This is a genomic window from Paenilisteria riparia FSL S10-1204, assembly GCF_000525995.1.
Lineage (GTDB): Bacteria > Bacillota > Bacilli > Lactobacillales > Listeriaceae > Listeria_A > Listeria_A riparia.
On sequence record NZ_AODL01000032.1, the window covers coordinates 1 to 23,012 of the forward strand.

Here is a 23,012-nt window from a genome sequence, read left to right on the forward strand (position 1 = left end):
CTTGGTTTGTACGGCAACACGGTTTTATAATAGTCTGCGGAAATTTGATTTTTTGTCATAATGCCAGTTTCAGCTTGTTTCGTGTCTTTTTTCTGCACAACTTGCTCGTCCGAATTGAGGCTCGGGGCGCATCCTGCGAGTAAAAGCGCGGTGCTGAGGGAAACTGCTAGTAATTTTTTCATTTGTTTTGACCACCTTCGTTTGGTAAATATTCCATTAGTTTTTGCTCACTCCATACTGGGATGCCTAATTCCTCTGCTTTCGCCAGTTTGGAGCCTGCATCACTGCCTGCCACAACAACAGCCGTGTTTTTACTTACACTCCCCGTTACGTTTCCGCCAAGGCTTTCAATTAATGCCTTCGCATCCTCACGCTTCATATGTTCTAATTTCCCCGTTAGAACGATTTTCTGACCTGCAAAAACAAGTGCTTCTTCTGGTATTGCTTCTAATTTTGGACCTGTGTAAACCATGTTTACGCCTGCTTTTTCTAATTTCGCTAACAAGTCATGCACTTCTTCGCTTTCAAAATAAGCAACGATAGAGTCTGCCATCTTTTCACCGATATCTGGAACCGCAATTAAAGCTTCTTGGTCGGCTTCACGAAGAGCGTCCATTGTTTCAAAATGCTGGGCTAATACTTTCGCAGCTTTGGCGCCGACATGGCGGATACCAAGGCCAAATAGTAGCCTTTCTAGTGAATTGGAACGGCTTTTATCGATGGATGCTAATAGGTTCTGAACGGATTTCTCACCCATTCTCTCTAATTCTACCAGTTTTTCGCCAGAAAGGAAAAACAAATCGGCAACATCGGTAATTAATTTTTGTTCGAAGAGCTGAACAACGACTTTTTCGCCGAGACCATCGATGTTCATCGCCGTTCGTGAAACGAAGTGAATCAGTCCTTCTTTTAACTGTGCGGGGCATTTTGGATTGATACAGCGCAAGGCCACTTCACCTTCAAGTCGAACAAGTTCACTCTCGCAAGTCGGACAGTGCGTTGGCATCTGATACGGTTGTTGCGCTTCGGTGCGCTCTTCCTCTACTACGCGAATCACTTCTGGGATAATATCGCCTGCTTTTTTAATGAGGACGGTATCGCCAATGCGGATGTCGCGCTCGTGAATGAGGTCTTCATTATGCAAAGATGCACGTCCAACGGTTGTTCCAGCGACGCGAACTGGTTCTAAGACAGCCGTCGGGGTTACGACGCCCGTTCGACCGATGTTTAGTTCGATGTCTAGTAGCTTCGTTGCCACTTCTTCTGCAGGAAATTTGTACGCGATAGACCAGCGTGGTGATTTTGCGGTAAATCCAAGTGTTGCTTGCTGTTCTAAACTATCTACTTTGATGACAATACCGTCAATATCATACGCCAAGTCTTGACGTCCCGCTGTCCATTCTTCAATGTATGCGTATATTTCTTCTAAAGAATGGCATAATCGCCGTTCTTTGTTTACTTTTAAACCGAGTTGCTCAAGTTTAGTTAACCCCTCGCTATGCGTTGCTACACCCATTTCGCCAAAATCAGCAACGGCATATAGAAAAATATCTAAGTTACGCGATGCCGCGATTTTCGTGTCTAATTGGCGCAAAGAACCTGCCGCTGCATTTCGCGGATTTGCAAAAACTTCTAAGCCTTCTTCTTCCCGTTTGATGTTCAAGTTTTGAAATGACTGTTTTGGCATGAAAGCTTCGCCCCGTACCTCGATAGTGAACGGCTCTTGTAGGTTCATCGGAATCGAGCGGATGGTTCGCAAATTGGATGTAATATCTTCACCAACAGTTCCATCGCCGCGTGTTGCGCCACGTTTGTATTTTCCAGCTTCGTATTGCAAAGAAACTGCCAAGCCATCAATTTTCAGTTCGCACATGTACGCCACATCATCGCCTACCTTATCGCGAACACGGCGATCAAAATCGGCTAAATCACCTTGATTAAACGCATTGCCAAGACTTAACATCGGCGTTTCATGTGCTACTTTCTGAAACCCAGCCAACACTTCGCCACCAACGCGCTGTGACGGGGAATCTGGTGTAATCCAGTCTGGATGCTTCTCCTCTAAACCAATCAATTCATGCAAAAGTTGATCGTAAAGCGAGTCTGGTGCCGTCGGATTATCCGTCACATAATATTCGTAACTAAGTTGCTCCAACTGCTTTTTTAATTCTTCATACTGTTTTCTTTCAGCCATTTCTCACTTCACCTACTTATACTTTTTCAATTGGGGCAAATTCCGCCAGTAATCGCTTCACGCCAGTTGGGCTTGGAAAGGCAATATCAAGTTCCATACTACTTCCTGCCCCTTTCACGCTAACAACTGTGCCAATTCCCCACTTCTTATGGCTTGCTTTGTCGCCAACCGTCCATGCTTCTTTTTCAGCTCCTGATGCGCTATAACCAACAACGGATTTGCTATGCATCGCCGTTTTGGCAAATGGTACTTCTTTTAATGTGTTTTCATGTCCCATTTCAATTAAGCTATCTGGAATTTCATCGATGAAGCGCGATTCTTTGTTTGCTGTGGAGCGCCCGTAAAGCGTCCGTGAATAAGCACTCGTAAGGAATAGTTCTTGCTCTGCCCGCGTGATTCCAACATAAGCAAGTCTGCGCTCTTCTTCCATTTCATCTTCTTCAAACAACGCCCGACTGTGCGGGAAAATTCCTTCTTCTAGCCCAATCAAAAAGACAACTGGAAACTCTAATCCCTTTGCAGAATGGAGCGTCATCAACGTCACCGCACCACGCGATTTATCTTCTTCATCCAATTTATCGACATCGGCAACAAGCGCCAAATCGCTTAAAAAGCTAATCAGCGTCTTGTCTTCGCTTTCCTTCTCAAAGTTCTGCGTCACTGAAAGAAACTCGTCAATATTTTCCAAACGCGTCTGTGCCTCAATCGTCCGCTCGTTTTTCAACATGTCACGATAACCCGATTTCTCTAGCACTTCTTCCACGAGCTCCGTCACCGATAAATAATCTTGCATTTGCGTGAAGCCTTTGATTAAATCGTGAAACTCAACCAACTGCTTCGAAATTTTGGCAGATAAGCCGACCATTTCAATCCGATCCAACACTTCAAACACTGTTAAATCGTAAGCCGTCGCCACATTCGCGATTTTATCCATAGAACCTGCACCAACACCGCGTTTTGGCACATTGATAATCCGCGCCAAGCTAATATCATCGTCATTATTCGAAATCAGGCGCAAATACGCCAACACATCTTTAATCTCCTTGCGATCATAGAACTTCGTGCCGCCAACCATCTGATACGCCATATTCGACTTCATGAAAAACTCCTCCATGACACGCGACTGGGCATTCGTACGATATAAAATTGCAAAATCTGATAGCGGTCGGTTAGATGTTGCCACTTCTTCTTGAATTTTGCCGACAACGTAAGATGCTTCTTCTTTTTCTGTCAACGCTTTATGGTAGAAAATTTTCTTACCTTCATCATTATTCGTCCATAAATTCTTTGGCTTACGGTTGCTATTGTTCTCAATCACGCGATTCGCGGCTTCCAAAATCCGCTTCGTAGAACGATAATTCTCTTCTAAAAGAATCGTTTGCGCGTTTGGATAGTCTTTCTCAAATGACATGATATTCGTAATATCTGCGCCACGCCAGCCATAAATCGATTGGTCCGAGTCACCAACGACACATAAATTACGGAATCGCGCCGCTAAGAGTTTCACCAAAATATATTGTGCGTGGTTCGTATCTTGATACTCATCCACATGAATGTACTGGAACTTACGTTGGTAATACTCTAGCACATCTGGAACACGTTCAAACAACTGAATCGTCACCATAATCAAATCGTCAAAATCAAGCGACTGGTTCTTCTTCAATTTCTTCTCGTATTCGACATACACATCCGCAACCATCTGATCGTAAAAACCAAATGCTTCTTTCTTATATTCTTCGGCGTTCATCAGTTCATTCTTAGCATTACTAATCGCTGCTAAAATACCGCGTGGTTCAAACTTCTTCGTGTCAACATTCTTATCTTTCAAAATGCCCTTTACAACAGAGAGCTGATCGCCACCATCTAAAATCGTAAAATTGCGATTGTACCCGATTCGTTCAATATCGCGTCGCAAAATCCGTACACACATCGAGTGAAAAGTTGAAATCCAAATCGATTCTGCTTCGGGACCTAGCAAACCACCAACCCGCGCCTTCATTTCACGCGCTGCCTTGTTCGTAAACGTAATCGCCAAAATATTATATGGATTCACATCACGCTCTTTCATTAAGTACGCAATTCGATGCGTTAACACCCGTGTTTTTCCACTACCAGCGCCTGCCATAATCAATAGCGGACCTTCTGTAGCTTGAACTGCCTTCTTCTGTTGTGGATTCAATCCCTTTACTAAATCTTCCGCATTTAATTGCATTTTATCCTCACACCGCCAATACAAACATTTGTTCTTATTTTAACTTTTTAAGCACGTGATAGCAAGTAAAATTATCGCTTCGTTTTTACTGTTGCTAACGCCTGCTCAAAATCTTCATACAAAATATTTCCAACAACAATCACATCGGCTATGGCTGCCATTTCTCGTGCTTGTTCTTCCGTACGAATTCCACCACCATACCATAATTTCGTATTGGTCAATTCCGACTTGGCAGCTTGCACCATCCTTGGATTTCCAAAACGCCCACTATATTCTACATAAAAAATTGGCAACTGCAACATGTTCTCCGCAATGCTAGCATAAGCTGCCACATCATCTGTCGTCAAATTGGTCTTTGCCTCAGAAAGCTGTGCTGCTTTTGCATCAGGATTCAAAATACAGTATCCTTCTGTTAAAACATGTGGCCACGGAATAAACGCACCATACTGCTTTACCATTTCGTGATGCGCTCCGATCAACCAGTTCACATTCGTCGAATTGAGTACCATTGGAATTAAATACTGACTCGCACCAGGTATTACCATTGCTTCATCACTTACCTCTATAAAAACAGGTAAATGAGAGCTCGCGAACTCTTGAAATAAACGTCGTGTTGCTTCTAAGTTCAACCCATCTGTCCCACCGATAATAAAACCATCCGTTCCTGAGCGAATTAATCGTTCTCCTGCCCCATCGGGAAGTGTTTTCGCAGGATCTAACTTAAATAAATGTTGCAAAGAAGCCCCTCCATCACTAAAAACAAATCTTTCCTTTGTTCATCATAGCTTGAACGCTACCTCTCATTATATCATTTTTATGAGCGTACCGCATCACTTCCAATATCCTTTTATAAAAATCTTTAACTTTGTTTCAAGTTGATGCATTCCTATTTTTTCTATGCTATGATGTTACTAAAATGTGGTCGAGTTCACTGGAAAGGACGTCACTGATGGATACTAATAGAGAACATTGGGGTTCAAAACTAGGATTTACCCTTGCTTCTGTCGGAGCTGTTATCGGAATTGGAGCCATATGGAAAATGCCTTATATTGCTTCAAAGGCTGGAGGCGGCTCTTTTTTTATAATTTTTCTACTTATTACGTTCATTGTTGTATTGCCTATTTTAATTGGGGAGTATATTATTGGGCGTGCTTCACAACGAGATGCAATTAATGCCTATAAAGAACTTGTGCCAAAAACGCAATGGAATTGGATTGGAAAATTAGGTGTTTTGGGCTCGATTTTAGTATTTGCTATTTATAGTGTTGTCGGCGGATGGATTATTGCTTATATTATTAAAGCAATGACTGGAGCTGTGAGCCATATCGATGAAGGACAGCTTGCCTTACAATTCGGCTTAACAACGGCAAATTCAGCTACTGCTATTGCAGGGGCAACACTCTTTATTTTGCTCAATATTATTATTGTATTGCAAGGCGTACGCAAAGGCATCGAACGGATTAGTAAAATCACAATACCCATTCTTTTCGTTCTTTTGATTTTTTTAACAATAATGAGTTTAACGCTCCCACATGCAATGGAAGGTCTTATTTATTTTTTAAAGCCAGATTTTTCTACCATTAACAGTAATACGATTATCCTTATCCTTGGTCAGTCCTTTTTCTCTATGAGCGTTGGGATTTCACTAATGGTAACGTATGGTTCGTATTTAAATGATAGCATCAATATTCCAAAGGTCTCTGCTTTCATTGCATTGCTGAACATGCTAATTTCTATATTCGTTGCTGTGGCTATTTTCCCAGCATTATTCTCGTTTGGCGTGGAGCCACAGCCAAATTCTAGTATTCTCTTTTGTTGTTTTACCGTCAATTTTTAATCAGTTGCCTTTTGGCTCATTTGCATTTGTGGTCTTTTTAGTATTATTCTTTATCGCTACGTTTTCTTCTAGCTTATCACTATTAGAAACGGCAGTTGCCCCATTTATTGAACGACTTGAGAGCCGCACATTGGCAACGTGGGTTATTGGTGGAGTAGGGTTGCTTATTGCAATACCAGCGGCGCTTAGCTTTGGACCATGGAGTGGCTTTACTATTTTTGGTTTAACCATTTTCGAATCCATCGATTATGTAACTTCTAACATTATTTTACCTTTAGGCGCTCTTTTTACCGCACTGTTCGTCGGTTTCCGACTACCGCGCAAACTACTTCTTGAAGAATTCACAAAAAGTAGTAACCTTGGCAAGAAATCCTTCTTTATCTGGCTCTTATTGCTAAAATACATTGCTCCAATCGCAATTTTGCTGATTTTCTTATCGGCAATTGGCTTTCTATCGTTTTAACAAGCAAAGCGTATTAAAGTACACATATGTTGTCATAATACGCTTTGCTTGCGATTGAATAGACTTTTGGCACAAAAAAATAGAGACACAATAATATGCCTCTATGTCATCTTATTTATCTTTCATGCGATCGAAAACAACCTCATACATATCATTACCGTAATTCAGTGAACGTTTTACGCGCGAAATGGTGGCTGTACTTGCCCCAGTTTCCGCTTCGATAACATTATATGTTTTACCTTCATGTAGCATTCTGGCGACTTGGAAGCGCTGAGACATCGATTGGATTTCATTAACCGTGCATACATCATCGAAGAAAGCGTAACATTCTTCTAAATTCTCCAGTGCTAAAATCCCTTTAAAAAACATATCCAGACCTTCACCACGCAATTTTTCTATTTGCATGCGTATACCTCCATTTTACTATTATACTCTTCTTTATCATTTTAACGTACTAGTGTGAATAACACAACAAGAAGGCCCAAAAATATGATATACTTATTTTATACGAAAAGGAGGTTCCAGCATGAAAGCCAAAGTTTTCTTATTCTTCTCATTTTTATTATTCCTTCTTGTTTTACCCCATACTATTGTTTCAGCAGAGCGTTCCTTCACGATACCAAGCTATGAAAACACGGTGAACATACAACCAGACGGAACCGCACAAATTACTGAAAAAGTAACTTATGATTTTGACGGATCTTTCAATGGGGCGACGATGGACATTGATACTGCAGGGCTTCCCAACATTACAGACCTTCGCGTTAGCGTCGATGGTAAACCTTATGTATCTGCAAAAACGAATCAGACTGGGACTTTCACATCGCACTATGTGGATGACACCTTGAAGATTCGCGTTTTTTCACCGACTGAAACGGCGAAGAAAGAATTTACTTATATGTATACGTTGAAGAATGCAATTATAAATTATAATGATACAGCGGAATTCAATCGTAAGCTTGTCGGTATGAATTGGCAGGAAGATTTAGATCACGTGTCGATTTCGATTAATCTCCCACAAGCAACTAAAGACGGTGAGCTTCAAGCTTGGGCGCACGGACCGCTTAATGGTAACATCTCTTTACATGACAATCAAACCGTCAAACTAAATGTTGCTAATGTGAAGGCTGGACAGTTTGTCGAAGCGCACGTCATTTTTCCAACAAATATTGTACCAATGAACCAAAACGTCCAAGCGGTTGATAAAAAAGCATCGATTGAAGCACAAGAAGCAAAGCTCGCAGATCAAGCTAACTTTAAACGGACTCTTTCCAAAACAATTTTTTATGGTGGCGGTTTGCTTTTGTTAATGCTTTCTCTAATAACTGTTAGCATTGTTCATCTAAAATATACGAAAAAGAAAACAACAGTCTTTAAAGATAATTATTTCCATGATATTCCGACCGACATGTCTCCTGCTGTCATGAATAAATTGATTTTCTCTAAACTAGGCGCTTCTGATATCGTAGCAACCATTATGGATTTAGTGCGTAAACGTCAACTAACCATTGAAGAAATTCCAGATGCATCAGGAAATAAGAAAAAAACAACCTACACGATTTCAAAGATTCCCATCCCCTCTCCAGTCAAGTTGTTCGAGCATGAAAAACGTTTAATGACTTGGCTTATCGATAAAATCGGCGATGGTGAAAAGGTAACCTTAAAAGAAATTAATGCTTATGCAAAGAAAAACAAGGCTGCTTTTTCAAGCTCTTTCCGTAGTTGGCAAGCTGGTGTTAAAAAAGATATGAAGGTATATGATTATTTTGATAAAACAGCTGCTACCAAAGCAAGCAAAATCTTGATTAGAACTACTATCGTGCTTACCATTATTACCTTAGTAATCTTTCTCTTTAGCATTTACAGCCAAACTTTCTCGATTTTTGCTTGTTTGGTTGGGATTCTTGCTTTTGCGCTTCTATTTGTTTTCTGGGTGATTGCTCTCCCAATCAAAAATCAAGAAGGTGCCGAAGAATTTGCGAAATGGTATGCATTCCGGCGCTATATTAAAGATATTGGAAATATGGACATTGCGGATGTCGGCTCTATCGCGATTTGGGACCATTATCTATCCTATTCGATTTCGCTTGGCTTAACAAAAGAAGTATTGAAGGCAACATCGATTCACTTTACGCAAGAAGAAGTTGTGCAACATTCTGGCTGCTCTACTATTACTATGGTGGCGCCTTGATTAGTAACTCGACACATGCCAATATGAATGCCGATTTCGCACAAAGTTTCCAATCTTCTTTTGAAAGTTCATTCAGCGGAGCACTTGCTAGTAGTTCTTCCAGTAGCAGTGGCTCTGGTGGCGGATTCAGCGGCGGTTCCAGTGGTGGAGGCGGCGGTGGCTCTGGCGGCGGTGCTTTCTAATAAATAAAAAGTGTGGCCCTTCTCTCGCATAGAGAGTTGGACCACACTTTATTTATTTCACAGCTTTCGTTCCAATATCAATACGATAAAAGAAATTCGGATTATCCAGTTTCTTCATCTCTTTGTAAACTTTTTCTTGTGCCTCCTGCATGGAGTCAGCTGTTTCAGAGACGAGTAAGACACGTCCACCATTAGGAAAAAAAAGCGGAACCGGCTCATCTTGTTTTGTACCAGCATGAAATACTTTGGATTGAATGTCTTTTAGTCCGGTAATTTCATTTCCTTTGTCATAAGATTCTGGATAACCTGCGCTAGCTAAAACTACACCAAGCGTCACGCCTTCTGTTTCCCATTCGATTACAGGTTCGGCATCATTTAATAAAGCCTCAATAAGCAATGCAAAATCGGATTTTAGACGTGGAAGAACGACTTGTGTTTCTGGATCACCAAAGCGTGCGTTGAACTCGATTACTTTTGGTCCTTGTGCTGTTACGATAAGTCCAGCATACAATATTCCAGAGAATGATCGACCTTCTGCTACCATCCCTTTTGCTGCTGGAAGGAGGATTTTTTGAATTGCCTCTTCAACGATTGCTTGTGGGATATGTGGGACTGGTGAATAAGCACCCATGCCGCCTGTATTTGGTCCTTTATCGCCTTCATATGCGCGTTTGTGATCTTGAGCGATAACCATTGGGTACACCTTTTCGCCGCGAACGAATGCCATTAATGAGAATTCTTCGCCGTCCAGAAAATCTTCCATGACGACTTTTGTCGATGCCCCGCCGAATTTATTGTCTAGTATCATATCTTTGAGAGCTAGGATGGCTTCTTCCATTTCTAAAGCGACAACAACGCCTTTTCCTGCTGCTAAACCGTCTGCTTTAATAACGAGTGGTACGCCTTTTCGTTGTAAATAACTGTATGCGGCATCGTAATCCGTAAACGTTTCTGAATTGGCTGTTGGAATATGATATTTTTTCATGAATTGTTTCGCGAAGTCTTTGCTGCCCTCGATTAAGGCAGCTTTTTGCGTTGGACCGAACGCTTTAATTCCTGCTGCTTCAAACGCATCTACTAGACCCGCGAGTAATGGTACTTCTGGGCCGATGAGTGCCCAATCGATTGCTTTTTCTTTGGCAAATTGGATGAGTGCTGCAGTGTCATTTTCGGAAATTGGTGTCACTTCCACGTTATCTTGGCGCATACCATCGTTTCCTGGTGCGCAAAATACGGTTTCTACGTTTGGGCTTTCGAGCAATTTTTGGCTGATGGCATGTTCGCGACCGCCGCCGCCGACAACTAAAATTTTCATTATTTATCGCTCCTTTAATGTTTGAAGTGGCGAACGTGTGTAATAACCATAGCAATGCCGTATTTGTTAGCCATTGCGATAGAATCTTTGTCTTTGATTGAGCCGCCTGGTTGGATAATCGCTTTAACACCAGCTTTAGCCGCTGCTTCCACTGTGTCGTCCATTGGGAAAAAGGCATCAGATGCTAAAACTGCACCTTGTGCTTTCTCGCCGGCTTGGTTTAATGCAATTAAGGCCGAGCCAATTCGATTCATTTGTCCTGCGCCGATACCAAGTGTCTGTTTATCATTGCCGACCACAATCGCATTGGATTTCACGTGCTTCACGACTTTCCACTGAGCAATTAGAGCTTTCCATTCGAGGTCCGATGGTTGCGCTTCGGTGACAACTTCATATGTCGCGACTTCTTCGGTTACTGCATCACTTTCTTGTAGTAACAAGCCGCCAAGAACAGACGTTTTTTCAAGCGCCGCAGCTGGTTTCGCAAATGGAACCGTGAGTAAACGAATGTTTTTCTTTTGAGACAAAATCGCGAAAGCTTCTTCTGAAAAACTCGGCGCGATAATGATTTCTAGGAAAATTTGACTCATGTGCGTAGCAGTTGCTGCATCTACTTCACGATTAATGGCAACAATCCCGCCAAATATCGATGTTTCATCAGCTTCATATGCTTTCAAATAAGCTTCTTCTGGCGTCGAGCCAACACCAACACCGCATGGATTCATGTGTTTCACAGCTACTGCAACGGGTTCTGTAAATTCTGCGGCAATGCGCAATGCTGCGTCTGTATCGCGAATATTATTATAAGAAAGTTCTTTCCCGTGTAATTGTTTCGCTTCACTAATAGAAGCCACTGTGCCAAGCGGTTCTGTGTAGAAAGCTGCTTTTTGATGTGGATTTTCACCATAGCGCAAATCTTGTTTTTTATTGTAAGTCAATGTTATTTTTTCAGGGAATTCTTCTTGGACAATATCCGTTAAATAGCCGGCGATAAGTGCGTCGTAAGCTGCCGTGTGTCGGAAAACTTTCGCCGCTAAGCGCTGATTGGTTTCAAAAGTTACCGCGCCATGGCCTTCTAATTCCACCAAAACAGGCGCATAGTCTGCGCTATCGACAACAACCGTTACCGCCGCGTAATTTTTGGCAGCAGAACGAAGCATCGAAGGACCACCGATATCGATGTTTTCAATCGCGTCACCTAGCTTCACATCAGGTTTAGCAATCGTTTCTTGGAATGGATATAAATTCACGCAAACCAAATCGATTTTGGCAATGTGGTGCGCTTCGATCGCTTGCATATGCGCAGGATCATCACGACGAGCAAGCAAACCACCATGAATCGCAGGATGAAGCGTTTTAACACGACCATCCAGCATTTCAGGAAAATCGGTCACTTCTTCAATACCAATTACCGGTACTTGATTGTCCTCAAGCGCCTTCTTCGTTCCACCTGTCGAAATAATCTCAAAACCAAGCTCCACTAATGATTTCGCAAAATCTACAACACCTGTTTTGTCTGACACACTAATTAACGCTCTTTTCATGCTTGTCCCCCCAATAATTCTTTTACAACTTCTGGATAAAATTGATGTTCCACTTTATGTATCTTTGCTGTGAGTGAATCGATGGTATCTGCCTCCGAAATCGAAATCGCCTGCTGCTTAATAATCGGTCCTGTGTCCATGCCAGCGTCTACAAAATGTGCTGTGACACCAGTTCTCGAAATATCTGCCGCAAAAGCTTGACCGATAGCATCTTTTCCAGGGAATGCAGGTAATAAGGACGGATGCAAATTAATAATCTTGTTTTCATACGCGCTGAGTAGCGTTGGACCAATTAATCGCATATATCCAGCTAAAACAAGAAATTCTACCCCTGTTTCCTGCAATTTCGTCACAATTTCTTGCTCAAAAGCAGCTTTATTCGCAAACGTCTTCGGTGAGAAAACAAAGACTGGCACACCAGCGGCTTCCGCCCGTTCTAAAACACGTGCTCCTGGCTTATCACAGACGAGCAACGCCACGGAATCCCGAATCGTTACATCATCGATTAATGCCTGAAAATTAGTTCCTGATCCTGAAGCAAAAATGGCGATTCTCATCCGTCATTCGCCTCCCGTAAAAATGACTTGCGCAACATCTTGTTTTGGGACAACTTGCCCGATTTGATATGGCTGTTCGCCTTGTTCTTTCAAAATATCCAGCGTTTTTTCTGCGTCTTCTGCCGCAACAACGAGTACCATTCCTATGCCCATGTTGAAAATACCGTACATTTCGTCCGCATCCAGCTCACCGTAATGCCTAAGCGCATCAAAAATCGGCAAACTAGGCCACGAACCACGCGTAATCAACACCGCTAAATTATCCGGTAAAACACGTGGTAGATTTTCAATAAACCCGCCACCCGTCACATGCGAAATCCCGTGCACCGTCACCTTTTTCAACACCTCTAAAACAGGCTTCACATAAATCCGCGTCGGCGTAAGCAATTCCTCAGCCAGCGTCTTGCCCCCAAGTTCCGGCAAAACCGCGTCCAGCGCAAAATCATGTTGCTTAAAGAAAATTTTGCGTACCAATGAGTAGCCATTGCTGTGAATCCCGCTCGAAGGCAAGCCAATCAATATATCGCCAGCCGCTACCTTCTCACCAGTAATCACGTCCGCCCTTCTCAACCGCCCCAACCGTAAAGCCAGCCAAATCATAGTCATCTGCACCATACATGTCTGGCATCTCAGCAGTCTCGCCGCCGACAAGTGCGCACCCCGCAAACTCACAGCCGTCTGCAACACCCTTCACGATTTGCTCCATCTTCTGTGGTACCGTTTTTCCCGTCGCAATATAATCTAGGAAAAAGAGCGGCTCGGCACCTTGCGCCAGAATATCATTGACACACATCGCCACACAGTCCACGCCAATCGTGTCATGCTTATCTGCTTGAATCGCAAGTAATAACTTCGTCCCAACGCCGTCCGTTCCCGAAACAAGCACAGGCTCTCGCAAACCAAGACCACTCAAATCAAACATGCCACCAAAAGAACCAATCGCACCCATCACGCCGTTACGCTTCGTGCGAGCCACATGTTTTTGAATTCGTTCCACAACCTCATAGCCCGCCTCAACATCAACGCCAGCCTTACTATACGCATTCTCTGCCATTTGCAAAATTCCCCTCTCAACGTGACTTGGCTTCTAAACTCGCCAAATATTCCTGCTCATAATCAAATAATTCCGTCGGGTAATCCCCGTTAAAATACGCCATACAAAGCCCACCATAAGGCTCATTCGGATAAGGACGCCCAACCGCTTCCACAAGTCCATCCTCCGACAAATATGTCAATGAATCAGCGCCAATAATATGACAAATCTCATCCACCGAATAATTGGCCGCAATCAACTCATTTCGCGTCTGAATATCAATCCCATAAAAACACGGAAAAGCAAGTGGTGGCGAAGCAATCCGAACATGCACTTCCGCAGCCCCAGCCTCGCGCAATAACTGCACAATTCGGCGACTCGTCGTCCCGCGCACAATCGAATCATCAATCATCACAACCCGTTTACCTTCCACAACACCACGCACCGCTGAGAGCTTCATTTTTACACCCTGCTCCCGCAATTCCTGCGATGGCTGAATAAACGTCCGCGCCACATAACGATTCTTAATCAAGCCAAGCTCATAAGGGATACCCGTCTCCTCCGCGTAACCAATCGCAGCCGAAATACTCGAATCCGGAACCCCTGTCACAACATCCGCTTCAATAAAAGCCTCCTGCGCCAAGCGTTTTCCCATCCGTTTTCGCGCCGAATGGACATTAATTCCCGCGATATTCGAATCAGGACGTGCAAAATACACATATTCCATACTACAAATCGAATGCGTCACATCTGCCGTGAATTTTTCAATATGCAAACCCTCATCATTAATAATAATCAGCTCACCTGGCTCCACATCACGCACAAACTCCGCGCCAACCGTATCAAACGCACATGTCTCCGAAGCAACAACATACGCGTCACCAATTTTCCCAATCGAAAGCGGTCGGAAACCATTCGGATCAAGCGCTGCAATCAACTCATTTTCCGTCAACAACATGTACGCAAAACCACCCTTAACTTGGTTTAACGCCACCTTCAAATCTTCCAAAAGCGAACCTGTACGGCTACGCTTCAACAAATGCGCCAAAACTTCCGTATCCGAACTCGTTTGAAAAATCGCGCCTTCTTCTTCCAATTCATTGCGCAGTGTCTTCGCATTAATCAAATTCCCATTATGCGCCAGCGCCAGACTCGAATTTTGAAAGTGGAATAAAAATGGCTGTACGTTGCTCAAACTCTTGCCACCAGCCGTCGCATACCGAACGTGACCAATCGCCGACTTGCCGACCAAGTCATCTAATTCGCCGTGCTTAAACACATCTGCAAGCAAACCTAAATTCCGATGTCCTTTTAACGTCACACCGTCTGTCGACACGATTCCCGCACCTTCTTGACCGCGATGTTGCAAACTATGCAGACCATAATACGTAATCTGCGCCGCACTCGGATGATTCCAAATACCAAAAATCCCACATTCCTCGTTCAAACCTTTTATTTCAGTAGACATGGAATAGCCCCTTCCCAAACTTGTTTTAGTTCACTAAGTTCGGTTATAATCTCTGTATCCTTGGCCTTGACAATGATTTTTCCTGATTCGCTAACTTCGCCTAAACGTGTCAATTTCTCAAATTCAAATAATTCTTCAAAAGCCACAACGTTCTCTGCCTTCACAGAAACTAAGAAACGCGATTGCGACTCACTAAACAACAACGCACTTGCAAAAGGAACAGCAACCGTCGCGCCAAGTCCATTCGCAAAACAAGATTCTGCCAAAGCAACAGCCAGCCCGCCTTCTGCTAAATCATGTGCCGAAGCAACGAGACCTTCACGAATTGCCGTTAATAAGAACTGTTGGTAGCGTTTTTCGACTTGTAAGTCAAGTTCTGGCGCCCGTCCGCTAATTTTACCTTGTTGCATTTTTTGCAGTTCAGAACCACTAAATTCTGCTTTCGTGTCGCCAATCAAATAGATTACATCACCAGCCGTTTTAAACCCTTGTGTTGTAATATGAGCCACGTCCTCTACAAGTCCAACCATTCCGATGACTGGTGTAGGATAAATACCTTCTCCGTCCGTCTCATTATACATTGAAACATTTCCCGAAATAACTGGCGTATCGAGTTCCAGACAAGCTGCACTAATCCCATCTGCCGCTTTTTCAATCTCCCAAAAAATTTCTGGTTTTTCCGGATTACCAAAATTCAGACCATCTGTAATTGCTAGCGGTTTCGCACCAGAGCACACAATATTTCGTGCCGCCTCTGCCACCGCGATTTGACCACCTTTTTCCGGGTCAAGATATAAATAACGCGAGTTACAGTCCGTCGTCATCGCAATCGCTTTATTTGTCCCACGAACACGTAAAACCGCCGCATCCGAACCAGGAGTCACCGCCGTGTTCGTCCGTACTTGATAATCAAACTGCTCATAAATATGACGTTTACTAGCGATGGTTGGCTGTTTCAGCAATGCTTTCCAAGTAGCAACCGCATCCGTCACAACAGGCACAAACGCCTCTTCCACTTGAAAATCGCGATACCGCTGTGGTTCTGCTGATGGTTTATGATACACCGGCGCATCCTCAGCAAGCGCGTCAACTGGCACATTAGCCACCACTTCGCCATGATGCACAATTTTATACATCTTGTCATCCGTTACTGTTCCAATCGTCACAGCCTCTAAACCGTAACGCTCAAACAATGCCTTAATCTCATCTTCATGCCCTTTTTTCACACAAAGCAACATCCGCTCTTGCGATTCTGAAAGCAACATTTCGTATGCTGACATATGCGTTTCCCGTTGCGGCACGTCATCCATAATCAATTCCAAACCAGAACCAGCTTTAGAAGCCATTTCCGAACTGGAGCTTACTAAACCTGCCGCTCCCATATCCTGAATACCAATCAAAATATCCGAATGGTCACGAATCAAATCAAGGCAAGCCTCAAGCAGTAACTTCTCCATAAAAGGATCACCGACTTGTACGGCGGAACGTTGCTGTTCGCCTTCTTCACTAAACTCCACCGAAGCAAAAGTGGCCCCATGAATCCCGTCGCGCCCAGTTTTTGCACCGACATACATTACTGGATTGCCAACACCGACAGCCTGGCCTTTTTGAATATCATCTTTTGCGATCAAACCGACACACATCGCGTTGACTAGCGGATTTTTCGCATAACACGGATCAAACTGCACTTCGCCGCCGACCGTTGGAATCCCAATCGAGTTGCCGTAACCAGCAATCCCCGCCACGACTTCATTCACTAAATATTTCGTATGCGGATTGTCAATCTCGCCAAAACGAAGCGAATTCAGCATCGCAATCGGACGCGCACCCATCGAGAACACATCACGGATAATACCACCAACACCCGTCGCAGCCCCTTGATACGGTTCCACGTAAGACGGATGATTATGACTTTCCACTTTAAACGCGACACCAAGCCCGTCGCCAATGTCCACGATACCAGCGCCCTCACCAGGACCTTGCAACACTTGCGGGCCTTCCGTCGGGAACTTGCGGAGCACCGGTTTGGAATTTTTATAGCTACAATGTTCCGACCACATTACCGAAAACAAACCTGTCTCCGTATAGTTCGGCTTTCTTTTTAAAATAGCGCAAACAAGTTCGTACTCACTGTCACTAAGCCCCATTGTTTCGTAAATTTTCTGCTCCTTAATTTGCTCCGCGGACGGTTCCTGATTCACATTAAGCATGCACTTGTTCCTCCTTCCAAGCCTTCAACATCGATTTAAAAACGCCAAGCCCAGCCGTTCCGCCAACAACATCCTCCACAGCACGCTCTGGATGCGGCATCATGCCAAGCACATTACCAGCCTTATTCGTAATCCCAGCAATATTCGCAATACTCCCATTTGGGTTTTCCGTCGCATACGTAAACACAATTTGCCCATTATCCCTCAATTCCGCAAGCGTCGCCTCATCACAGTAATAATTTCCTTCCCCATGCGCCACAGGAATCTGAATCTCCTGATTTACCGCATATTCCGAAGTAAACATCGTCTCCGCATTTTCCACACGTAAACTTACCGTCTTACAAACAAAATGCAAATTCGTATTCCGAATCAATGCTCCCGGAAGCAAGCCGCTCTCCGCCAAAATCTGAAAACCATTACAAACACCAAGCACTGGTTTCCCGCTTTCCGCAAATCGTACAACCTCAGGCATAATATTCGCAAATTTCGCAATAGCTCCCGTCCGCAAATAATCCCCATACGAGAAGCCACCAGGAAGAAGCACCGCATCAAATCCTTCCAAAGAATTCTCCGCATGCCACACATATTCCGCTTCCTCACCAAGCACATCACGAATCGCATGCAACATATCTAAATCACAATTCGAACCAGGAAATTGAATGACTGCAAATTTCATCCTTACGCCTCCTCGATTTCATAGCGATAATCTTCCATCACCGGGTTTGTCAATAACTTATCGCACATCTCGTCTAAGACCGCATGAATGTCACGATCCGATTTTGCCACTTGAAGCTCCATGTATTTTCCGATACGCACGTCCTCAACCTCACCATAATTCAAGCTTTTCAGCGATCCCATCACCGCAGCCCCTTGAGGATCAAGCACACTTTTCTTCAACGTCACAAACACCTTCACATGATACATTCAAACAACCTCCTTTAATCTTTTCAAAACTTCTTCATAAACCGTAGTTAAATTGCCAATATTCCGACGAAAGACATCCTTATCCAGCTTTGCTTTCGTATCCCGATCCCATAACCGGCACGTATCAGGCGAAATCTCATCCGCAAGCAAAATGTTCCCGTCCTTATCACGCCCAAATTCCAACTTGAAATCAATCAGCGTAATATTCATTTTCGCAAACATTTCTTTTAAAGCATCGTTCACAGCACGCGCAGACGCCTTCAAAATCGCAATCTCATCCTCAGTCGCCGCTTCCAAATAAAGCACATGCGCATCATTAATAAACGGATCATTTAGCGCATCGTCCTTATAATAAAACTCCACAATCGGTTGCTTTGTCGGCGTACCCTCAGGAACCCCAAGACGTTTCGCAAGACTTCCCGCAATCACATTCCGAACCACAACTTCCAGCGGAATAATTTCCACAGAATGCACCAACTGCTCCGTATCCGAAATCTGCTCCACAAAATGACTCTTAATTCCCGCATCATTCAGATAAGTAAAAATCCGCGACGTTATTTCATTATTCAAACGCCCCTTACTCGCAAAACTCTCCTTACGCTCACCATTTAGCGCGGTTGCATCGTCCTTATAAGCCACGCGCAACACGCCGTCCTGCTCCGTACTAAACAACCGTTTCGCCTTGCCCTCATACAATAAATTTGCCACGATTTGATCGTCTCCTTTTTGATTGAAATCAAGCATGAAAAACCATGAAGCTAGCCAATTCTCCATAGTTTTTCATGATGCCTTCCTTACAGCCCTAAGCGGTTAAAAATCATATCTACTTGTTTTAAATGATAATTATAATCAAAGCAGTCATCAATTTCCTCTTTAGAAAGACGATCCGTAATCTTAGGTTCCGCCTCAACAAGCGTTCTAAACGGCACTTGCGTCTCCCAAGCTTCCATCGCCTTAGGTTGCACCGTATCATACGCTTCCTCACGAGCCATTCCTTTATCAATCAACGTCAACAACACACGCTGCGAATAAATCAGCCCTAACGTACGGTCCATATTACGTTTCATATTTTCAGGGAACACCGTCAAATTCTTCACGATATTACCAAAACGATTCAAAATATAATCAAGCAAAATTGTCGCGTCCGGTAAAATAATGCGCTCCGCTGACGAATGCGAAATATCACGTTCATGCCAAAGCGGCACATTCTCATACGCCGTCACCATATGCCCACGAATCACACGAGCGAGCCCCGTCACATTCTCTGAGCCAATCGGATTACGCTTATGCGGCATCGCTGAAGACCCTTTTTGCCCCTTCGCGAAAAATTCCTCCACCTCGCGGACCTCACTTTTCTGCAAAGCACGCACTTCCACGGCGAATTTCTCCACAGAAGTCGCAATCAAAGCAAGCGTCGCCATATAATCCGCATGACGATCCCGTTGCAATGTTTGCGTCGAAATCGGAGCCGGCGTCGTACCTAACTTTTCACAAACATATTCCTCTACAAACGGATTAATGTTCGCATATGTCCCAACAGCTCCCGAAATTTTTCCAAATTCCACACCGTCAGCCGCACGATTAAACCGTTCCAAATTGCGTTTCATTTCCTCATGCCAAAGCGCCAACTTCAAGCCAAACGTCGTCGGTTCCGCGTGCACACCATGCGTCCGTCCCATACAAACCGTATGTTTATATTCCTTCGCCTTATTCGCCAAAATCTCAATAAAGCGTTCCAAATCCGCACGTAAAATCTCATTCGCCTGCTTCAAAATATACGAGTTAGCCGTATCCACAACATCCGTTGACGTCAATCCGTAATGCACCCACTTGCGTTCCTCACCAAGCGATTCTGACACACTTCGCGTAAACGCCACAACATCATGACGCGTCTCTAACTCAATCTCCTGAATACGCGCCACATCAAACGTCGCATTCTCACGAATCTTCGCTACATCCTCTTTCGGAATCTCACCAAGCTCCGCCCAAGCCTCACAAGCTAGAATCTCAACCTCCAGCCACGCCTGAAAACGATTTTGCTCCGTCCAAATATTGCCCATCTCTTCTCTCGTATATCTCTCAATCATCGTTTCTCAAATCCCCCAATTATCTCCAAATTTGCGTCATGCGCATTTTTTCAACTTCAACAAGCGGATTATCACTAAGCACCGTAATATGCCCCATTTTGCGATCAATCTTCGCCTCTTGCTTCCCATAATAATGAACAAACCAATCCGGATGCTCCGCTAAAACTTCATTCACACCATCCACATGCTGTCCTAAAATATTGACCATCATCGCGGGACGCAATAACTCCGGTTTCAGTAGCGGCAAGCCTGCAATTGCCCGAATATGTTGCGTAAACTGCGAAATATTACAAGCTTCTATCGTATAATGCCCCGAATTATGCGGTCTAGGCGCCAACTCATTCACATAAATCGCTCCAGAACCTGTCACAAACATTTCCACGGCCAGAACACCCTCCAAATGAAGATATTCCGCCAACTTCACAGCAATAGCTTCTGCCTCATGAATCGACTCCTCATCAAGCGCTGCCGGCACAACCGTCGTATGCAAAATATTATTTTTATGATCATTTTCGGCCACAGGGAATGTCTCTATTTGTCCATCCGAATTTCTAGCAACAATTACCGAAACCTCACGCTCGAACGGAATCCAAGCCTCCAAAACACATGTCCCAAAGCGCAATAACTCCACAGCCTTATCAATATCCTCTTCACTCTGAATCACATATTGACCCTTGCCATCATAACCACCCTGCGTTGTTTTAAGAACCGCTGGATACCCAAGACTATTAATATGCTGTTCAATATCATCCCTATCGACAATAACCGCGTATGGGGCCAAATTAATATTGAGTGACTCCAAATACGCCTTTTCCAAAATTCGGTCTTGCGTAATAGACAACAGCTCAGAGCCTTGCGGAATTCTAACACTATTTTCAATCGAATGAAGCGCGTCATTATCTACATTTTCAAACTCATATGTCACGACATCACTTTTCTCTGCCAATTCCTTCAAAGCATTTAAATCCGTATAATTTGCTACAATTTGCTCATCAGCGACCTGCCCACACGGAGCATCCACCGTAGGATCTAATACAATAACCTTATACCCCATTGCCTTAGCAGCTAGAGCCATCATTCTGCCTAATTGACCACCGCCAATAATTCCAATCGTGCTGTTTGGTAATAAATACGTTTTACTCAAGAGAATCACTACTTTCTAGTACATTTTCTTCTAGTGTATCACGTCTATTTTCCAAACGGCTAGCAATTACCTCATTTTCTACCGATAAAATTTGCGCAGCAAGCAATCCAGCATTTACCGCGCCCGCCTCACCTATTGCGACAGTAGCGACTGGGACACCACCAGGCATCTGAACAATCGACAATAATGAATCCAGTCCATTTAAAGCTTTAGACTTCACCGGAACGCCAATAACTGGTAAAGTCGTTTTCGCAGCCACCATCCCTGGCAAATGAGCAGCACCACCAGCACCAGCAATAATCACTTTAATACCACGGCTTCTGGCAGTTTCTGCATATGTAAACATTAAATCTGGGGTACGATGCGCCGAAACAACCTTTTTCTCATAAGCAATCTCCAACTCGTCCAATATTTCGCACGCTTTTCTCATCGTTTCCCAATCAGAAGTACTCCCCATAATGACACCAATTTGTGCAGACATCGAACGTCCCACTCCTCATCATTTCATTTATACCTACCTGTCCATTCTAACAATAGCCACCAACAAAGTCAACCATAAAATCGAACGATAAAACCACCATTTAAATTAATGTTCGTGTTTAAAACAAATTTTAGCCAAATAAAAAGCAACTTTCAGAAGAAAGTCACTTTTTATTAACACCACCACGCACTTGTTTCACCCAGAATCCGCCATAAATTTGCTTTGGCTCCGAAGAAACAATAAAAGCTTTATCATCAATCGCAATAATACGTTGGTATAATTTATTCTCATTTTTACGAGGCGTCAATATCTCAAGCATCATCCGCTCCCCATCACGCCCACTTGCAAGCCAACTAGTCACGCCATATCCAGCATTCCTAATCTGATTCGCTAAATCCAAATTATAATCCTTCGTAATCACATTCACCGTAATATAACCAAGCGCAAGCCTCTCTTCTATTTTCATACCCACAACAATACCAACACCAAAACCAAGCGCATACGCGGCAATATTTGCAATATCATTCAAATTACTCATAACCATCCCAAGCGCTACAATATACACCACAATTTCAAATACACTTACAATAGCAGCACGATAGCGATATCCCTTCATCGTCATTAACAACCGAATCGTATTCAGAGACACATACAATATATTAATAACAAAGATAGTCAAAATCATACCAACAGCCTCGCCCATATCCATTACCCCCTTATGTAAAAAACTACTTACTAAATATGTTCACTAAATCATCATTTTCAAACCTAATTTAACTACATTATTTCAATAGTAAGTAACTATCCACCCGTGTGAACGGGTGGCTTTTTATTAGCCCTAGAAGGGCTCAATACTCGCTTGGCCCCTAAAGGGACCCTTCCTAAGTGACCGCCAACCGCTTCTATGCTCCTGATGTTGACAAATTTTTTATTTTTTTGAATGGGTCCACGTATTCTCGTTTGCTTATACTATCCTTAATCCGGTCCTCTGCTTCTTGTTCTCTTATATACTTTTGGATTGTTTTTTTGATTCAGTCCCACAGTAGATACATAATAGCCCTTAGACCAGAATGTGCGATTGCCATAATTGTATTTTAAATTGGCATGACGCTCATGGATTAGTATAGCGCTACGCCCCTTCAAAAAGCCCATAAAGCTCGAAACACTTGT

General features: G+C 43.5%; 18 protein-coding genes and 4 pseudogenes. 3 read left to right on the forward strand and 19 right to left on the reverse strand.

Going from position 1 to position 23,012, the window contains the following annotated elements; translation table 11 throughout:
* From PRIP_RS14130 to pcrB, 4 genes and pseudogenes are all read right to left on the reverse strand, one after another.
* Nucleotides 1-182, reverse strand: a pseudogene (locus PRIP_RS14130) (CamS family sex pheromone protein); the annotation flags it as partial.
* A complete protein-coding gene (ligA, locus tag PRIP_RS14135) occupies nucleotides 179-2,194 on the reverse strand; it encodes an NAD-dependent DNA ligase LigA (protein WP_036101911.1) in 2,016 nt (671 codons plus the stop codon). The gene ligA and the pseudogene PRIP_RS14130, both read right to left, overlap by 4 nt.
* 16 nt (nucleotides 2,195-2,210) lie before the next feature.
* On the reverse strand, nucleotides 2,211-4,406 hold the full coding sequence (gene pcrA / locus PRIP_RS14140; RefSeq protein WP_036101913.1) for a DNA helicase PcrA: 2,196 nt from the start codon (nucleotides 4,404-4,406) through the stop codon (nucleotides 2,211-2,213).
* Nucleotides 4,407-4,477: 71 nt separating this feature from the next.
* Nucleotides 4,478-5,143, reverse strand: a complete 666-nt coding sequence (gene pcrB / locus PRIP_RS14145) for a heptaprenylglyceryl phosphate synthase (protein WP_036101915.1) — start codon at nucleotides 5,141-5,143, stop codon at nucleotides 4,478-4,480.
* A gap of 212 nt (nucleotides 5,144-5,355) precedes the next feature.
* Between pcrB and PRIP_RS14150 the strand changes: the two are divergent.
* A pseudogene (locus PRIP_RS14150) lies at nucleotides 5,356-6,706 on the forward strand (sodium-dependent transporter).
* Nucleotides 6,707-6,817: 111 nt separating this feature from the next.
* On the opposite strand, the gene PRIP_RS14155 reads toward PRIP_RS14150, so the two are convergent.
* A complete protein-coding gene (locus PRIP_RS14155; RefSeq protein ID WP_036101917.1) occupies nucleotides 6,818-7,111 on the reverse strand; it encodes a YerC/YecD family TrpR-related protein in 294 nt (97 codons plus the stop codon).
* A 121-nt stretch (nucleotides 7,112-7,232) separates the two neighbouring features.
* On the opposite strand from PRIP_RS14155, the gene PRIP_RS14160 reads away from it, so the two are divergent.
* Together PRIP_RS14160 and PRIP_RS14165 are read left to right on the forward strand one after the other, a co-directional pair.
* Nucleotides 7,233-8,897: a DUF2207 domain-containing protein gene (locus PRIP_RS14160; RefSeq protein WP_036101920.1), complete on the forward strand. Its 1,665-nt coding sequence runs from the start codon at nucleotides 7,233-7,235 to the stop codon at nucleotides 8,895-8,897.
* Entirely contained in the window at nucleotides 8,894-9,079 is a 186-nt protein-coding gene (locus PRIP_RS14165) for a hypothetical protein (protein WP_036101922.1), read from the forward strand. The genes PRIP_RS14160 and PRIP_RS14165 overlap by 4 nt, the downstream gene beginning before the upstream one ends.
* A gap of 52 nt (nucleotides 9,080-9,131) precedes the next feature.
* Here the strand turns inward: PRIP_RS14165 and purD are convergent, their stop codons facing one another.
* From purD to PRIP_RS16845, 14 genes and pseudogenes are all read right to left on the reverse strand, one after another.
* Nucleotides 9,132-10,394 (reverse strand): phosphoribosylamine--glycine ligase, encoded by a 1,263-nt coding sequence (purD, locus tag PRIP_RS14170; RefSeq protein WP_036101924.1) that lies wholly within the window; start codon nucleotides 10,392-10,394, stop codon nucleotides 9,132-9,134.
* A 14-nt stretch (nucleotides 10,395-10,408) separates the two neighbouring features.
* On the reverse strand, nucleotides 10,409-11,938 hold the full coding sequence (purH, locus tag PRIP_RS14175) for a bifunctional phosphoribosylaminoimidazolecarboxamide formyltransferase/IMP cyclohydrolase (RefSeq protein WP_036101926.1): 1,530 nt from the start codon (nucleotides 11,936-11,938) through the stop codon (nucleotides 10,409-10,411).
* Nucleotides 11,935-12,495, reverse strand: a complete 561-nt coding sequence (gene purN, locus PRIP_RS14180) for a phosphoribosylglycinamide formyltransferase (RefSeq protein ID WP_036101928.1) — start codon at nucleotides 12,493-12,495, stop codon at nucleotides 11,935-11,937. The genes purH and purN overlap by 4 nt, the downstream gene beginning before the upstream one ends.
* A 3-nt stretch (nucleotides 12,496-12,498) precedes the next feature.
* Nucleotides 12,499-13,549 (reverse strand): annotated as a pseudogene (gene purM / locus PRIP_RS14185) (phosphoribosylformylglycinamidine cyclo-ligase).
* Nucleotides 13,550-13,565: 16 nt separating this feature from the next.
* Entirely contained in the window at nucleotides 13,566-14,996 is a 1,431-nt protein-coding gene (gene purF, locus PRIP_RS14190; protein ID WP_036101929.1) for an amidophosphoribosyltransferase, read from the reverse strand.
* Nucleotides 14,981-17,206 carry a phosphoribosylformylglycinamidine synthase subunit PurL gene (purL, locus tag PRIP_RS14195; protein WP_036101931.1) on the reverse strand — a complete coding sequence of 742 codons (2,226 nt, stop codon included), beginning with the start codon at nucleotides 17,204-17,206 and terminating at the stop codon, nucleotides 14,981-14,983. The genes purF and purL overlap by 16 nt, the downstream gene beginning before the upstream one ends.
* Entirely contained in the window at nucleotides 17,199-17,882 is a 684-nt protein-coding gene (gene purQ / locus PRIP_RS14200; RefSeq protein WP_036101933.1) for a phosphoribosylformylglycinamidine synthase subunit PurQ, read from the reverse strand. The genes purL and purQ overlap by 8 nt, the downstream gene beginning before the upstream one ends.
* Before the next feature lie 2 nt (nucleotides 17,883-17,884).
* On the reverse strand, nucleotides 17,885-18,130 hold the full coding sequence (gene purS / locus PRIP_RS14205; protein ID WP_036101936.1) for a phosphoribosylformylglycinamidine synthase subunit PurS: 246 nt from the start codon (nucleotides 18,128-18,130) through the stop codon (nucleotides 17,885-17,887).
* The gene (purC, locus tag PRIP_RS14210; protein WP_052008954.1) at nucleotides 18,131-18,874 is read right to left on the reverse strand and encodes a phosphoribosylaminoimidazolesuccinocarboxamide synthase; all 744 of its coding nucleotides are present in this window, start codon (nucleotides 18,872-18,874) and stop codon (nucleotides 18,131-18,133) included.
* A gap of 50 nt (nucleotides 18,875-18,924) precedes the next feature.
* Complete coding sequence (purB, locus tag PRIP_RS14215; protein ID WP_036101937.1) at nucleotides 18,925-20,217, reverse strand: adenylosuccinate lyase; 1,293 nt, start codon at nucleotides 20,215-20,217, stop codon at nucleotides 18,925-18,927.
* 19 nt (nucleotides 20,218-20,236) lie between these two features.
* Complete coding sequence (gene purK, locus PRIP_RS14220; RefSeq protein WP_036101940.1) at nucleotides 20,237-21,361, reverse strand: 5-(carboxyamino)imidazole ribonucleotide synthase; 1,125 nt, start codon at nucleotides 21,359-21,361, stop codon at nucleotides 20,237-20,239.
* On the reverse strand, nucleotides 21,354-21,842 hold the full coding sequence (gene purE / locus PRIP_RS14225; protein WP_036083473.1) for a 5-(carboxyamino)imidazole ribonucleotide mutase: 489 nt from the start codon (nucleotides 21,840-21,842) through the stop codon (nucleotides 21,354-21,356). Before purE ends, purK begins: the two co-directional genes overlap by 8 nt.
* Nucleotides 21,843-22,005: 163 nt before the next feature.
* Entirely contained in the window at nucleotides 22,006-22,545 is a 540-nt protein-coding gene (locus PRIP_RS14230) for a DUF2179 domain-containing protein (protein ID WP_036101942.1), read from the reverse strand.
* 199 nt (nucleotides 22,546-22,744) lie between these two features.
* Nucleotides 22,745-23,012: pseudogene (locus PRIP_RS16845) on the reverse strand (transposase); the annotation flags it as partial.